Annotated in this window: 11 protein-coding genes; 6 read left to right on the top strand and 5 right to left on the bottom strand. The window is 54.2% G+C overall.

All coding sequences use genetic code 11. The features are described 5' to 3' along the window. Nucleotides 1-223: 223 nt before the first annotated feature. Nucleotides 224-1,039 carry a Cof-type HAD-IIB family hydrolase gene (locus tag HV127_RS16910; RefSeq protein WP_182237412.1) on the top strand — a complete coding sequence of 272 codons (816 nt, stop codon included), beginning with the start codon at nt 224-226 and terminating at the stop codon, nt 1,037-1,039. 137 nt (nt 1,040-1,176) lie between these two features. Continuing rightward, a complete protein-coding gene (locus HV127_RS16905) occupies nt 1,177-2,442 on the top strand; it encodes a DUF1479 domain-containing protein (protein WP_182237410.1) in 1,266 nt (421 codons plus the stop codon). Here the strand turns inward: HV127_RS16905 and HV127_RS16900 are convergent. Further along, complete coding sequence (locus HV127_RS16900) at nt 2,439-3,512, bottom strand: LacI family DNA-binding transcriptional regulator (protein ID WP_182237408.1); 1,074 nt, start codon at nt 3,510-3,512, stop codon at nt 2,439-2,441. The genes HV127_RS16905 and HV127_RS16900 overlap by 4 nt on opposite strands. A gap of 298 nt (nt 3,513-3,810) precedes the next feature. Here HV127_RS16900 and HV127_RS16895 point away from each other — a divergent pair, with 298 nt between their 5' ends. Both HV127_RS16895 and HV127_RS16890 read left to right on the top strand, forming a co-directional pair. Continuing rightward, nucleotides 3,811-5,112, top strand: a complete 1,302-nt coding sequence (locus HV127_RS16895; protein WP_182237406.1) for an MFS transporter — start codon at nt 3,811-3,813, stop codon at nt 5,110-5,112. Between the two features lie 15 nt (nt 5,113-5,127). Beyond that, nucleotides 5,128-7,491: a glycoside hydrolase family 31 protein gene (locus tag HV127_RS16890; protein ID WP_182240700.1), complete on the top strand. Its 2,364-nt coding sequence runs from the start codon at nt 5,128-5,130 to the stop codon at nt 7,489-7,491. Between the two features lie 241 nt (nt 7,492-7,732). Here the strand turns inward: HV127_RS16890 and HV127_RS16885 are convergent, their stop codons facing one another. Next, entirely contained in the window at nt 7,733-9,325 is a 1,593-nt protein-coding gene (locus tag HV127_RS16885) for an ABC-F family ATPase (RefSeq protein ID WP_182237404.1), read from the bottom strand. A 179-nt stretch (nt 9,326-9,504) separates the two neighbouring features. On the opposite strand from HV127_RS16885, the gene HV127_RS16880 reads away from it, so the two are divergent. Together HV127_RS16880 and ldtB are read left to right on the top strand one after the other, a co-directional pair. Continuing rightward, nucleotides 9,505-10,287: a tyrosine-protein phosphatase gene (locus HV127_RS16880; protein WP_182237402.1), complete on the top strand. Its 783-nt coding sequence runs from the start codon at nt 9,505-9,507 to the stop codon at nt 10,285-10,287. 204 nt (nt 10,288-10,491) lie between these two features. Then, entirely contained in the window at nt 10,492-11,406 is a 915-nt protein-coding gene (ldtB, locus tag HV127_RS16875) for a L,D-transpeptidase (RefSeq protein WP_110275345.1), read from the top strand. Nucleotides 11,407-11,452: 46 nt separating this feature from the next. On the opposite strand, the gene HV127_RS16870 is transcribed toward ldtB, so the two are convergent. The 3 genes from HV127_RS16870 to HV127_RS16860 form a co-directional block, all read right to left on the bottom strand. Continuing rightward, a complete protein-coding gene (locus HV127_RS16870) occupies nt 11,453-12,169 on the bottom strand; it encodes a GntR family transcriptional regulator (protein ID WP_112214709.1) in 717 nt (238 codons plus the stop codon). Between the two features lie 70 nt (nt 12,170-12,239). Next, nucleotides 12,240-13,616 (bottom strand): glycoside hydrolase family 1 protein, encoded by a 1,377-nt coding sequence (locus HV127_RS16865; protein WP_182237400.1) that lies wholly within the window; start codon nt 13,614-13,616, stop codon nt 12,240-12,242. Between the two features lie 162 nt (nt 13,617-13,778). Next, nucleotides 13,779-14,819, bottom strand: coding sequence for an aldo/keto reductase (locus tag HV127_RS16860; protein ID WP_182237398.1), 1,041 nt, complete (start codon nt 14,817-14,819; stop codon nt 13,779-13,781). Between the last annotated feature and the right edge of the window lie 74 nt (nt 14,820-14,893).

The raw sequence follows: 14,893 nt of genomic DNA, 5'->3' as shown, positions 1-14,893 counted from the left end.
GTTAAATCCCCCGGAGGCGGCGCGTTGCGCCTGTCCGGGCTACCCGACGGCACAAGCCCCGTAGCCCGGACAGCCGGTAGCCCGGGTAAGGCGTTTACGCCGCAACCCGGGGATTTTCTCCTGCACATTGGTGAACGCAAACTTTCATTCGAAATAAATTTGTGCTCCACATCACATTGTAATTAGAATGTTGCTGGTCGAAGTTAAGCCAGGAGCATTTGTTATGATTGTTAAAGTTATCGTCACCGATATGGACGGAACTTTTCTCAATGACGCCAAGCAGTATGACCGCTCGCGTTTTCTCGCGCAGTTCGCGCAACTCCAACAGCAGGGTATCGAATTCGTTGTCGCCAGCGGCAACCAGTACTACCAGCTGATCTCATTTTTCCCGGAAATCCGCGAGCAGATCTCCTTCGTTGCCGAAAACGGCGCGCTGGTATATGAACACGGTCAACAGCTGTTTCACGGCGAACTCACCCGCCACGAATCCCAGATAGTGATTGGTGAATTGCTCAAAGACCCGCAGCTCAACTTCGTCGCCTGCGGCCTTGAAAGCGCTTACGTCAGCGACCGCGCCCCCGACGCCTTTGTCGCGCTGATGTCAAAGCACTACCATCGCCTGCAGCGCATCAGCAACTACCACGATATTGACGATAAGCTGTTTAAGTTTTCGCTTAACCTGCCGGATAGCGAAATCCCGCTGCTTATCGACAAACTGCACGTCTCGCTGGACGGCATCATGAAACCGGTCACCAGCGGCTTTGGCTTCGTCGATTTAATTATCCCTGGCCTGCATAAAGCCAACGGCATTAGCCGCCTGCTGAAGCGCTGGAACATCTCCCCGCAGGCCTGCGTGGCCATTGGTGATAGCGCGAACGATACGGAGATGTTAAAGCTGGTGAAATACTCCTTTGCCATGGATAACGCCGCTGAGAGCATCAAAGCGGTGTCCCGTTTCGCCACCGATGACAACAACCATGGCGGCGCGCTAAATGTTATTCAGGCCGTCCTCGACCATGCTCCCCCTTTCAACGAATGATCTCTCACCGGGGCTTTTCTGCTCCGGTTTTCCGTTTTGTGCACCTCCGCATAATTTTAAACTTGCATTAACTTAATTTTAACTTAAATTAACGTTTGTAAGATTTATTACTTTCGAATGAAAGGTGAGGGGTCATCATGGCTGTTACCCATACCTGTGAAACACTACCCGCCGACCATAAAGCGGCAATCCGCCAGATTAAGCAGGAGCTGCGCGCGCAGATCGGTGACGTGCAGGCGGTGTTCGATCGGCTGACGGCGCGCATCACCGCACGCCTGGAGGAAATTGACGCCCTCAAAGCCAACGGCCAGGATGTCTGGCCGGTCATTCCGTTCAGCGATATTGCGCAGGGCCTGGTAACGGATGCCCAGCGCGAAGCTATCAAGCGTCGCGGCTGCGCGGTCATCAAAGGTCATTTCTCTCGCGATCAGGCGCTGGCGTGGGATAACTCAATGCTGGAGTATCTCGACCTCAACCATTTCGACGACGTCTATAAAGGCCCCGGCGACACCTTTTTCGGCTCGCTGGATGCTTCGCGCCCGGAAATTTATCCGATTTACTGGTCACAGACGCAAATGCAGGCTCGCCAGAGCAACGAAATGGCTGCCGTGCAATCTTTCCTCAACCGCCTGTGGACTTTTAACCGCGACGGTAAGCAGTGGTTCGACCCGGATGTGAGCGTGATTTATCCTGACCGCATTCGCCGCCGCCCGCCGGGAACCACGTCGAAAGGCCTTGGCGCACATACCGATTCCGGCGCGCTGGAGCGTTGGCTGCTGCCGGCTTATCAGCAAGTCTTTGCTGACGTTTTTAACGGCAATATCGACGCTTACGATCCGTGGGATGCGGCGCATCGTACTGAGGTGGAGGAGTATACCGTCGATAACACCACCAAATGCTCAGTGTTCCGTACCTTCCAGGGCTGGACCGCGCTCTCCGATATGATCCCCGATCAGGGCCTGCTGCACGTGGTGCCAATTCCTGAAGCGATGGCCTATGTGCTGTTGCGCCCTCTGCTCGACGATGTGCCGGATGATGAACTGTGCGGCGTCGCACCGGGCAAGGTGCTGCCTATTTCGGAAAAATGGCATCCGCTGCTGATTAAAGCCTTAAGCTCTATTCCTGCGCTAAATGCGGGCGATTCGGTGTGGTGGCACTGCGACGTAATCCACTCGGTCGCGCCGGTGGACAACCAGCAGGGCTGGGGCAACGTAATGTACATCCCCGCCGCGCCGATGTGCGAGAAAAATCTCGCCTATGCGCAGAAGGTCAAAGCGGCGCTGGAGAAAGGCGCTTCGCCGGGAGATTTCCCGCGTGAAGATTATGAAGCCGACTGGAAAGACCGCTTTACCCTGGATGATTTAAATATCCACGGCAAGCGGGCGCTGGGGATGGTTGATTAATCGTCATATAGCCCCTTTGGTTCCACGGCGGTGCGGCGGTTACCAGCACGTATCCGCCGTACCGAATCACGTACCGCCAATGTGCCATGCAGCAATAAAGAACCGTGCGGCGCATCAGGACGAATCAGCTTCTGCTGTAGTAAATGTACCGCTTCAACCCCCAATTCATCGCGCGGGACATGTACGGCGGTTAGCGGCACATCCTGAATCGCTGCCAGATTAAAGCCGTCGATACTCATGACGGAAATATCCTGCGGCACGCGTAAACCGCGTTTTTGTAAGGCAGCGATAGTACCTGCCGCCATAAAATCACCGCCAACCAGAAATGCCGTCGGTAGCGGGCTATCGCCGCGTTGATCCAGCCACTCGCCAACTTTTTCTTCGGTATCCCTGGCGCTGAAATTGGCCACATCGATCAAATCCATGCTATCAACAAAGCTCAAATTACGCGCGCGCCATGCCTGCTTGATCCCCAGCAAGCGCAGCTCCATGGTATAGCGACGCAGGCACATCACATTCATGATCGCCTGATGTCCCATATCAAACAGATAGCGGGCGGCAAATTGGCCAATCAGTCGATGATCCGGCGCCACGGAAGGTATGCGCATTCCCGCATCGTGGCAGTTAATCATCACGCAAGGTTTCGCCAGATCGGCCGCCAGATCGTGAATATGCGGATCGTCAATACCCAGCAAAATAGCGGCCTGGGTCGATACTTCATGCATGCGATGCAAAAACAAATTGGCATCGCTGTCATTCTCTTCCAGAGCGCAATAGCGCAAATGAACCTCGTGCGGCATCAGCGCGGTATTAATGCTCTGAATAACGCGATAGTAGTAAATGTCCGTCCGCTCATCAAAAGCCCGCTGCGGGGCGAATACCACCAGATTATTAAGCAGCATTCTTCCGGCGGCGATACCTTCCATGACTCCCAGTTCGCGAGCGCAGTCCAGTACCTTCTGCCGCGCCTTCACGCTGGTGTTCGCTTTACCTGCCAGCACACGCGATACGGTACTGACCGACAGCCCTGTACGCCCCGCTATTTCGCTCACTTTGAGCTTTTTGTCCATTTTGTGATCGCGCTCTAATTTGATTATGAAAAAATTTTCATATTCAGAATGTGAATATTTTTAAGCGAATTGGCGATGAATTACTGCGATCCCGATCGTTCCATGAAAAAATTTGCAGAATTGCCGCTATTGCCCACCCTCTTTCTCCCTTAGCCTGAATTGGTCCACCAACTTTCAAAATTAGTCAACCAATGATGGTGGAGCTAAAACATTAGCAAACAACGAAATACAAACGTTTAGCGATCACTCAGGAAGTGGGTTGGTCAATTTTCCTACTATATGTCTCGTGGAGAGTTCTATGAGCCAAGGCCTCAATAATGATATGGCGGCGAGTAAATCACGCCGCATAGTGAAGAATCTACGCTGGTGGGTGCTGGTGCTGTTTTTACTGGGCGTTACCGTTAACTACATCACACGCAACTCGTTGGGGATTATCGCCCCGGAATTAAAAACCTCTCTCGGTATTACTACCGAGCAGTACTCGTGGATAGTCGGCGCTTTTCAACTGGCATACACCATTTTCCAGCCGCTATGTGGTTGGCTCATCGACGTGATTGGTCTCAAGCTCGGCTTTATGATCTGTGCCACGCTGTGGGCTATCGCTTGCATTGCCCATGCTGGCGCGGGGAGCTGGCTGCACCTGGCAATTCTGCGTTTTTTCATGGGTGGCGCTGAAGCGGCGGCAACGCCAGCAAACGCCAAAACGCTAGGTGAGTGGTTTCCAAAATCCGAGCGTCCGATCGCGGCAGGTTGGGCTGGCGTCGGCTTCTCCGTCGGCGCAATGTTGGCGCCGCCAATTATCTACTTCGCACACGCTTCATTCGGCTGGCAGGGCGCATTCATGTTCACCGGTGGGCTGGCGCTTTTGTGGGTCGTGCTTTGGTGGGCGTTTTATCATAACCCGGAAAAACACCCGAATCTTAGCCAGGACGAACTGAAGTATATTCAGCAGGATAACGAAGCACCGGCCGTGAAGCTACCGTTCCTCACCGCGCTGAAAACCGTTGGTAAAAACAAACGTTTTTACGGGATTGCGATCCCTGCGTTTATGGCGGAACCGGCCTGGGCAGTCCTCAGTTTCTGGGTACCGCTGTATCTGGCAAAAGAACACGGCATGGATCTGAAACAAATCGCGATGTTCGCCTGGCTGCCATTTCTCGCCGCTGATATCGGTAGCGTCGCCAGTGGTTATCTGACCAGGTTGTATACCCGTTGGTTTGGCTGCACACGAGTTAACTCAGTAGTTGCCAGCTCGGTTACCGGCGCGTTTCTAATGATTTCACTGGGTCTCGTCGCCATTACCCGCGATCCCTATATCACCATCGTACTGATCTCAATCGGCGGCTTCGGCCATCAGATAATCTCCTGCATGCTTAGCGCCCTGGTTGTGGAATCGTTTGATAAAGGCCAGATGGCAACCGTCAACGGGATGCGCGGATCCGCCGCCTGGATTGCCAGCTTCCTGTTCTCTTTATTAATCGGAGTGACAGCCGACAAAATCGGCTTCAATCCGCTATTTATCGCCATGGGGTTCTTTGACCTGATTGGCGCTTTTTTCCTGGTAGCATTTATTGCTGAACGCCGCGCCAAGCGCGCTTGAAAGTGGATATAAATGATGAAAACGCTCAAACACTGGACATTGCAACAACAACTGGCACATCACGTTGAACTGACTGTCGATGGAATGCACACACTATGCCTGTATGTGCTGGAAGAAAACCTGTTCCGCGTATTGCTAAAACGGAAAGGCGAGCTGGCGCTGGAACGCACCTGGAGTATTGCCCCGGAGCAGGATGTCCCCTGGGAAGGACGCCAGCGCGAGGATCTCAGCGGTTTTACTCTACCTGACTGGGTTCTCACACAGCAGGACGACAGCCTGACCATCGCCACCCAGCAGCTACGCGTCACGGTGCACCAGCCGTTGTGGCTGGAGTGGAGTTATCGGGACGATGCAGGTCAATGGCAATCGTTGGTGAATGACCGCCCAACCAGCGCTTATTTGGTTAACGCCCACGGCGACGGCGTGGCGCACTACCAGAGTCGCCGCAAAGACGAACGTTTTTACGGCCTTGGAGATAAAGCGGGCGATCTGCAACGTACCGGTAAGCGTTACGAAATGCGTAACCTCGACGCAATGGGCTACAACGCCGTGAGCACCGACCCTTTGTACAAACATATTCCTTTTACCATCGCTCAACGCAGCGACATCAGCTATGGTCTGTTCTACGACAACCTAAGCAGTAGCTGGCTGGATCTGGGCAACGAAATCGACAACTATCACACCGCTTATCGCCGTTGGCAGGCAGAAGCAGGTGATATCGATTACTACATGTTTACCGGTAAGCGCGTGTTGGATGTGACTAAAGCGTTTGTACGCCTGACCGGTAAAACCTTATTCGGACCAAAATGGAGCCTCGGCTACAGCGGTTCCACCATGCATTACACCGATGCCCCTGACGCACAAAACCAGCTGATGAACTTTATCCGCCTGTGTGATGAGCACGCTATTCCGTGCGATTCGTTCCAGCTCTCATCCGGCTATACCTCAATCAACGGTAAGCGCTACGTATTTAACTGGAACTACGACAAAGTGCCGCAGCCAAAAGTGATGAGTAAGGCGTTCCACGATGCCGGGCTTAAGCTAGCGGCCAATATTAAACCTTGTCTGCTACAGGACCACCCGCGCTATAACGAAGTCGCCGAAAAAGGGTTATTCATTCGCGATTCAGAAAATGATGCCCCGGAACGGTCCAGTTTTTGGGATGACGAAGGTTCTCACCTTGACTTCACCAATCCGCAGACCGTCGCCTGGTGGCAGGAGGGAGTCACCACCCAACTGCTGGAGATGGGAATTGACTCAACGTGGAATGACAATAACGAGTTTGAGGTATGGGATGGAGAGGCGCGCTGCCACGGCTTCGGCCACGAAATTGCCATCAAGCATATCCGCCCGGTTATGCCTTTATTGATGATACGCGCCTCGCTTGAAGCCCAACAGCGTTTCGCGCCGGAAAAACGGCCATATCTGATCTCTCGTTCCGGCTGCGCCGGAATGCAGCGTTATGTTCAGACCTGGAGTGGTGATAACCGGACCAACTGGGACACATTGCGCTACAACACTCGTATGGGGCTTGGGATGAGTTTATCTGGCCTCTACAACCTCGGCCACGACGTTGGTGGTTTTTCCGGTGATAAACCTGACGCGGAGCTGTTCGTTCGCTGGGTGCTGAATGGGATAATGCATCCACGCTTTACTATCCATTCCTGGAATGATGACCAGACGGTAAACGAACCATGGATGTATCCGGCCATCACGCCAGCAATTCGCGGAGCGGTTGAACTGCGTTATCGTCTGCTCCCGTATCTTTATACCCTGTTATGGCAGGCGCATGCCGATGATGAACCGATGTTACGCCCAACGTTTCTCGACCACGAGCACGATCAACAGACCTTTGAAGAGTGCGATGACTTTCTTCTCGGTCGCGATATCCTGGTCGCCAGCGTAGTCGAACAAGGCCAGCGTCAGCGCCGCGTCTGGTTACCAGACAACGAATCCGGCTGGTACGATTTTTATAGTAGCGAATGGTTCTCTGGCGGTCAGTGGATAATGCTTGATGCGCCGCTGGAAAAACTACCGTTGCTGGTGCGGGCTGGGGCTGGCTTGCCGATGAGCGAGCGCATTACCTACGTCGATGCGCATAAAGATGATAGCCGCGAACTGAAGCTGTTCCCGCTGAAAGGCGTGGGTTCAGCCAACGGACTGTTGTTTGAAGATGATGGCGAAAGCTGGGGCTATAAAGAAGGCAATGCGCTGTGGCTGGAGTGGGAGATGGTGTGTGATGGTGCGACTATCAACCTGAAGGTCAACGCTAGTGGGGATTATCGTCCGGCGTGGAAAATGCTGAAAGTGTCATTACCGGCGGGAGAAAAACGCCGACTGCTGGTGAATGGTGAAGAAAGGAACGAGTGGCTGGTGTAGTGCGATCTGGAGCCCCAAGACTGCCCTTCTCCCACCGGGAGAGAGAACAGGAGCAATAGGCTTTTTTCGCGCTACCGTCGGAGGCACAGCAACGCCTCCGGGAAATTCAACCACTCTGCGCTCTGCTCCCGGGGGCGGCGCTTGACGCGCCTTGCCCGGGCTACAAGTTCACCGCCGTCTGTGGGCCGGTAGCCCGGATAAGGCGCGCTAGCGCCGTCATCCGGGGCAAACAACGGGAAAATTATTCGACGCCTTTACTGCGCAGATAATCTTCGTAGTTACCGGTGAAGTCCACCACGCGCTCAGGCGTAATTTCGATCACGCGGGTTGCCAGCGAACTGACGAATTCGCGGTCGTGGGAGACGAAGATCAGGGTGCCCTGATACATCTCCAGCGCCATGTTCAGCGATTCAATCGATTCCATATCCAGGTGGTTGGTCGGTTCATCCATGACCAGGATGTTCGGCTTCTGCATCATCAGCTTACCGAACAGCATACGGCCCTTCTCACCACCGGAAAGTACTTTTGCAGGCTTCTTGATATCGTCCTGGCTGAACAGCAGACGGCCGAGGAAGCTGCGCACCACCTGCTCGTCATCGCCTTCCTGTTTCCACTGGCTCATCCAGTCAAATACCGTCAGGTCATTTTCAAATTCGTATTCATGATCCTGCGCGTAGTAACCAATCTGCGCGTTTTCGGACCATTTAACGGTACCGTTATCCGGCGTCAGCTCACCGACCAGCGTTTTCAGCATGGTAGATTTACCCACGCCGTTGGCGCCAAGAATGGCAATCTTCTCGCCCACTTCCAGCAGCAGATTGAATTTTTTAAACAGCGGGTTGTTATCAAAACCTTTCGCCAGCTCTTCGACTGCCAGCGCGTTACGGAACAGTTTCTTATCCTGCTCAAAGCGAATGAACGGGTTTTGACGGCTGGAGGCTTTCACTTCATCAAGTTTGATTTTATCAATCTGACGGGCGCGAGAAGTCGCCTGGCGTGATTTAGAGGCGTTGGCGCTAAAGCGGCTGACGAAGGATTGCAGATCGGCAATCTGCGCTTTTTTCTTAGCGTTATCAGACAACAGACGCTCGCGGGCCTGAGTAGCGGCAGTCATGTATTCATCATAGTTACCGGCGTACACGCGCAGCTCGCCGTAGTCGAGATCCGCCATGTGGGTACAAACCATGTTGAGGAAGTGACGGTCGTGCGAAATGATGATCATGGTGCTGTCGCGCTCGTTCAACGTCTGCTCCAGCCAGCGAATGGTGTCGATGTCGAGGTTGTTCGTCGGTTCATCGAGCAGCAGGATGTCCGGATTAGAGAACAGCGCCTGAGCCAGCAGCACACGCAGTTTCCAGCCGGGAGCAACTTCGCTCATCGGACCGTAATGCTGTTCCACCGGAATGCCGACGCCCAGCAGCAGCTCACCGGCGCGCGCTTCGGCAGAATAGCCGTCCATCTCGCCGTACAGCACTTCGAGGTCAGCCACTTTGTAGCCGTCCTCTTCGCTCATCTCCGCCAGAGCGTAGATACGATCGCGCTCCTGCTTCACTTCCCACAGCTCGCCGTGGCCCATGATAACCGTATCCAGCACGCTGAACTCTTCAAACGCGAACTGATCCTGACGCAGTTTACCGATACGTTCGTTTGGATCGAGGGAGACGTTGCCAAGCGTCGGTTCCAGATCGCCGCCGAGGATCTTCATAAAGGTCGATTTACCGCTACCGTTGGCCCCAATCAGGCCGTAACGGTTGCCGCCGCCAAATTTGACGGAAATGTTTTCGAACAGCGGCTTACTGCCGAACTGCATGGTGACGTTGCTGGATACTAGCACGGGGTTATCCTGAAAATAGAGAATGAGAAGTGTGATGAACCAGACATTATGCCAGCAAATGCTTCACTTTTCACGGGTCGTAATAAAATCGTAGCGGACGCTTGTGTTAGGGTCATTGTCATATTGCGCGGTTACACTGCTTGATGCGTAATTTTTCTCCATAAATTCGGAAGGAACCTATGACCACTCTCTCCCGCCATCCGGCTTTCTTATCGCTACAGGGCGGTATCAACTTTCGTGACCTGGGCGGTCAGCGCACCGCCGACGGTCGCCGCGTGCGTTCAGGTAAACTGCTGCGCTCGGGCTCGTTGCATATGATGACCCACGATGACTTAAGTCACCTGGATACTATCCCTCTTAGCCGGGTAATTGACTATCGCGACCCGGCTGAAGTGAATCGTAGCCCCGATAAGCTGAACGAACTGGCGCACTATCTCAACGCTCCCGCCAACCCGCACGTTCGCGATGTCAATGCGAAAGTGACAGAGCTGAATGCCTCGACGCTGAATGCCCTGAACGGCGAGCAGTTTATGATCGAACTTTATCGCCAGCTGCCGTTTAATAATGCCGCCTATCGCCAGCTCACCGGATGGCTGATGGAGCCTTTCGATGGCGCGCTGCTGCAGCACTGCGCGGTGGGTAAAGACCGTACCGGCGTCGGCTGCGCCCTGACGCTGCTGGCCCTCGGCTGTGATACCCATACGGTGATGGAAGAGTACCTGCTCACCCACGGCATGCTGACCCAGGTCGAAGATTTTATGCTTGAATCGCTCGGCGATGAGCTGACCACTCGCGGGCGGCAAAATCTGGCCGAAATGATGACGGTGCAGGAGTCATATCTCGCCGCCGCGCTCGGCGCAATTAATGAGCGATATGCCAGCGTTGATAGCTGGCTGGAAAAGGAGTATCAGCTCACGCCGCAGGCGCGAGAAGCGCTTCAATCAAGACTTCTGGAGGGGTAGTCCCCTCCGGCCTGGATGCCACAAATTGCGACAACAACCAACGCCCGCAGGCTACACTCAAAACAGCACGGGGAAAAAAATGTGATTTCGTACACATCTCATTTACCTGTTTGCCGGAATGCACATATAATGCGCTCCCATCGACTCCCTGTTTAATCTGACAAAGGCCTGTGTGGCATTGTTTTCGCCAACGACATAAAGAATATGAAATTATCGACTCTCTTCGCGGCAGCCTTCGCCATCGTGGGCTTTTGCAACACAGCTTCTGCTGTAACCTATCCACTGCCTACCGATGGCAGCCGTCTGATTGGCCAAAACCAGGTCATCACCATCCCGGAAGGCAACAAGCAGCCGCTGGAATACTTTGCCGCCGAATATCAGATGGGCTTATCCAACATGTTGGAAGCCAACCCTGGCGTGGACACCTTCCTGCCAAAGGGCGGTACCGTACTGAATATCCCGCAGCAGCTGATTTTGCCGGACACCGTGCATGAAGGTATCGTTATCAACAGCGCGGAAATGCGCCTGTACTACTATCCGAAAGGCACCAACACTGTGATCGTGCTGCCTATCGGTATCGGTCAGTTGGGTAAAGATACGCCGATCAACTGGGTGACTAAAGTTGAGCGTAAAAAAGCGGGCCCGACCTGGACCCCAACCGCCAAAATGCACGCTGAGTATATTGCCGCAGGTGAACCGCTGCCAGCCGTTGTCCCGGCAGGTCCGGATAACCCGATGGGCCTGTACGCGCTGTATATCGGCCGTCTGTACGCCATCCACGGTACTAACGCCAACTTCGGTATCGGTCTGCGCGTGAGCCACGGCTGCGTGCGTCTGCGTAACGAAGATATCAAATTCCTGTTTGACAACGTGCCAGTCGGCACCCGCGTTGAGTTTATCGATGAGCCGGTAAAAGCCACCACCGAGCCTGACGGCAGCCGCTTCATTGAAGTTCACAACCCGCTGTCCACCACAGAAGCACAGTTCCAGGACGGTGAAATCGTGCCGATTAACCTGACCAAGTCAGTGCAGGCTATTACTGGACAGACGGATGTTGATCAGAGCGTGGTTGATCAGGCCATTCAGAACCGTTCCGGTATGCCGGTGCGCCTGAACTAAGCTGATAAGAAAAAACAGAACGGCGGGCCTGGTGCCCGCCATTTTTTTATCCGTTATTGACCAGAATAATGCCGCCATGATCGTAGCGGTAGTGGCAATGGGCATACTCCAGCGGAGTCCCATCCTCCAGATAGATAACCTGCTCAACCTCTAAGACCGGATCGCTCACCTCGCAGTTGAGATGCTCCTTATCCAGATCTTGCGGTTTTATCGCCCGCACTACGCGATACGACCCCATCATTTTTAGCCCCAGCGTCTCCTGCACGTAGCGAAACACCGAGCTTTCCAGATGGCTTTTATTCAGGCCGGGCACCAGCGCAACGGGCATCACGGTCAAATCCAGCGATACGGGTTCGTCGTTGAGCAGGCGCAGACGAACGAAATCATAGACCGGGGCGTCGGCGTCGATCAGCAGCGACGTTTGCTCTTTCTCGCTGGGAAAACGCAGCTCAAAGCGAATCACCCGGCTGGTCACTTCCCCTAAATGTTCCCAGGTTTTCGTCGCGCCAAAATAGTCGCTGCCTGGCAGCTCCCATTGCGAAAGCTGGAGAAAATTCTTGCGCACAAAGGTGCCCTGCCCCTTACGGGTGTAGATAAGTCCTTCGACGATAAGCTGACGCATCGCCTGCTGGATGGTCATCCTGCTGGTGCTGAATTCCGCCGCTAACGCGAACTGGTCGGGTAATGGCGCGCTGGCCGGATACTGCTGGCTGATGATGCGCTTTTTAATTTCCCGCGCGATATTCAGATATTTGGCCGTCATTGCCCGATCCTTTTGCTTTGCTGATGGTGGCTGGCGGGCAGAATACACTATCTGCCCGCCTGACGCGCCGTTACATCTCTTCGCCGTTGCTGTGAATAGCCCGCTTCAACCAGGCATAGCTTTTCTTCGGTACGCGTTTGAGGTCTTTCAGATCGTGGTTTTCACGATTCACGTAAACAACCCCGTAGCGTTTACGCATATCGCCCTGTGAGCTGAGAATGTCGATCAATCCCCAGCCCAGGTAGCCAATCACCTGCGCGCCATCCTCAAACATCGCTTCTTTCATAGCGTTGATATGATCGCGATGATAGGCAATGCGATAATCGTCAGCCACTTCGTTTTCGCCATCCCAGGATTCAATCACCCCAATACCATTTTCAATCGGGAATACAGGCAGCCGCCAGTCGTTGTAGTAGCGGGTAATGATCATGCGAAAGCCCACAGGGTCAATCTGCCAGTTCCACTCGGTGGCCTGCAGATATTCATTCTTTTTATCACCATACTGCATGTAGTTGTTCACCGGGGTGCCCGGCGGAATCGCATCGCTGTCGAGGGCTTTACTGGCATAGTAGCTAAAGGCCAGATAGTCGATTTTTACCGTCGCCATCAGCGCCAGATCCTCTTCGCGATAAATATCGTCGAAGCCTTCGCGGGCCACGACATGCATCACTTCCGGGCTGTAGCCCTCCCCGGCGTATGCGCGCAGCAGGTTCTGGTTTAGGAACTCATCAAGCTGCTGGGCGCAGAGCATATCACGCGGTTTGCAGGTTGCCGGATAAACCAGCGCGTGGGCCAGCATACCGCCCATCAGGCACTGCGGTTTGCTCTGGTGCAGATACTGCGTCAGATGGACGTGGGCCATCATCACATGGTGCTGAATCTGATAGAGCTCGCGCAGGGTTTTCTCTCCGCGCATATAGCCTGAAATCAGAAACGCGTCCGGCATATGGTAGAGATTCTGTTCATTAAAGGTCAGCCACCACTTCACCTTATCGCCAAAGCAGTCGATCATCTTCTGCCCGTAGCGGATAAAGGCCTCCATTACGCGGGGGTCGGTGAAACCGTTGTAGCGCTCCGCCAGCGACAGCGGCATATCGAAGTGATAGAGACAGATCATCGGCTCGATGCCGCGGGCGATCAGCTCATCAATAAACTGGTGATAGAAGTCGATACCCTCTTCGTTGAATTCGCCATCGCCTTGCGGGCAGACGCGGCTCCAGGCAATCTGGAAGCGGTAGCAGTTCATCCCCAAATCTTTCATGAGGTCAAAATCTTCCCGGTAGCGGTGGTAAGAGTCGGTGGCGACCTTCCAGTCGGAAGCAAATTCCGCGGGCTGGCGGATATCGTAGACCGACATCCCCTTACCGCCTTCATTCCACGCCCCTTCGGTTTGCATACTGGAGACCGAGTTACCCCATAGAAAACCTGCCGGTAGTGTTTTATTCATGATTCGCACCTTATGACTAGTCATATTGATTTTATGACTAGTCATATAAACGAATTTACGTTATCAAGCAAATTTGCGGATCGTTTTTGTGAGTGCTGCGTATAAAAAAGCCAGATCGTGGTCTGCACGATCTGGCTTATAGAAAGCTGAAGAAATGGAACGTTACTGCTGCGCGAGCTGACCCCGACGGTATTCACCCTGGCGCTCCAGCATCCAGCCCGGATACTCCCGCGGCAGCGCGCTGACCGCATCCAGCTGTTCCAGTTCGACGTCACTGAGGTGAATCGCGGTTGCTGCGAGGTTGTCTGCCAACTGATCCGCACGCTTCGCGCCGATGATCACGCTGCTCACCGCCGGTTGATGCAGCAGCCAGGCCAGCGCGATTTGTGCCACTGAAACGCCTTTAGCCTCGGCGATTCCACGCATCACATCAATGCAGTCAAAAGCTCGCGTCTTGTTCACCGGTGGGAAATCAAATTCCTGACGGCGACCGCCGCTTGCGGACTGTCCATCGCGATCATATTTCCCGCTGAGCAGGCCGCCAGCCAGCGGGCTCCAGACCATCAATCCCAGCCCTTCGCTTTGCATCATCGGCACCAGTTCACGCTCAAGATCGCGCCCGGCGATGGTGTAGTAAGCCTGCAACGAGGCAAAGCGCGCCAGCCCAAGCCGCTCGGAAATCCCCAGCGCTTTAGCGATTTGCCATGCGGCCCAGTTCGACACGCCGATATAGCGGACGTGACCCTGCTGCACCAAATTATCCAGCGCATACAGCGTCTCTTCGATAGGCGTTGCCGGATCGAAACCGTGCAGTTGATAGAGATCGATATGATCGAGCTGAAGGCGTCGCAGGCTCTCTTTTACGCTGCCAATAATGTGATAGCGCGAGCTGCCGCGTGAATTGACGCCCGCGGTGCCGGTTTCACCAAATACTTTGGTGGCCACCACCACGTTTTCCCGCGGCACTTTCAGATTCTTCAGCGCCTGGCCGGTGATCTCTTCCGAACGCCCTTCAGAATAGACGTCAGCGGTGTCGATAAAGTTAATCCCCGCATCCAGCGCGCTGCCCACCAGCTGTTCCGCTTCCGCCTGACGCAATTGACCCACTTTCCCCCACAGGCCGCCTTCTCCACCGAAGGTCATGGTGCCCAGGCACAGCTCAGAAACAAACAGGCCGGTATGGCCCAGTTTTTGATATCGCATAGAACTCTCCTTAATCAGGATGATTAACTGCCGGGAATAGTTATACCCCGGAGTCGAAGAGTGCGAATGTGGCG

It is taken from the genome of Klebsiella sp. RHBSTW-00215 (assembly GCF_014103785.1).
Classification (GTDB): Bacteria; Pseudomonadota; Gammaproteobacteria; order Enterobacterales; family Enterobacteriaceae; genus Klebsiella.
Note: the sequence above shows the minus strand (reverse complement) of the source record. Positions and strands in the feature narration are given on the sequence as shown.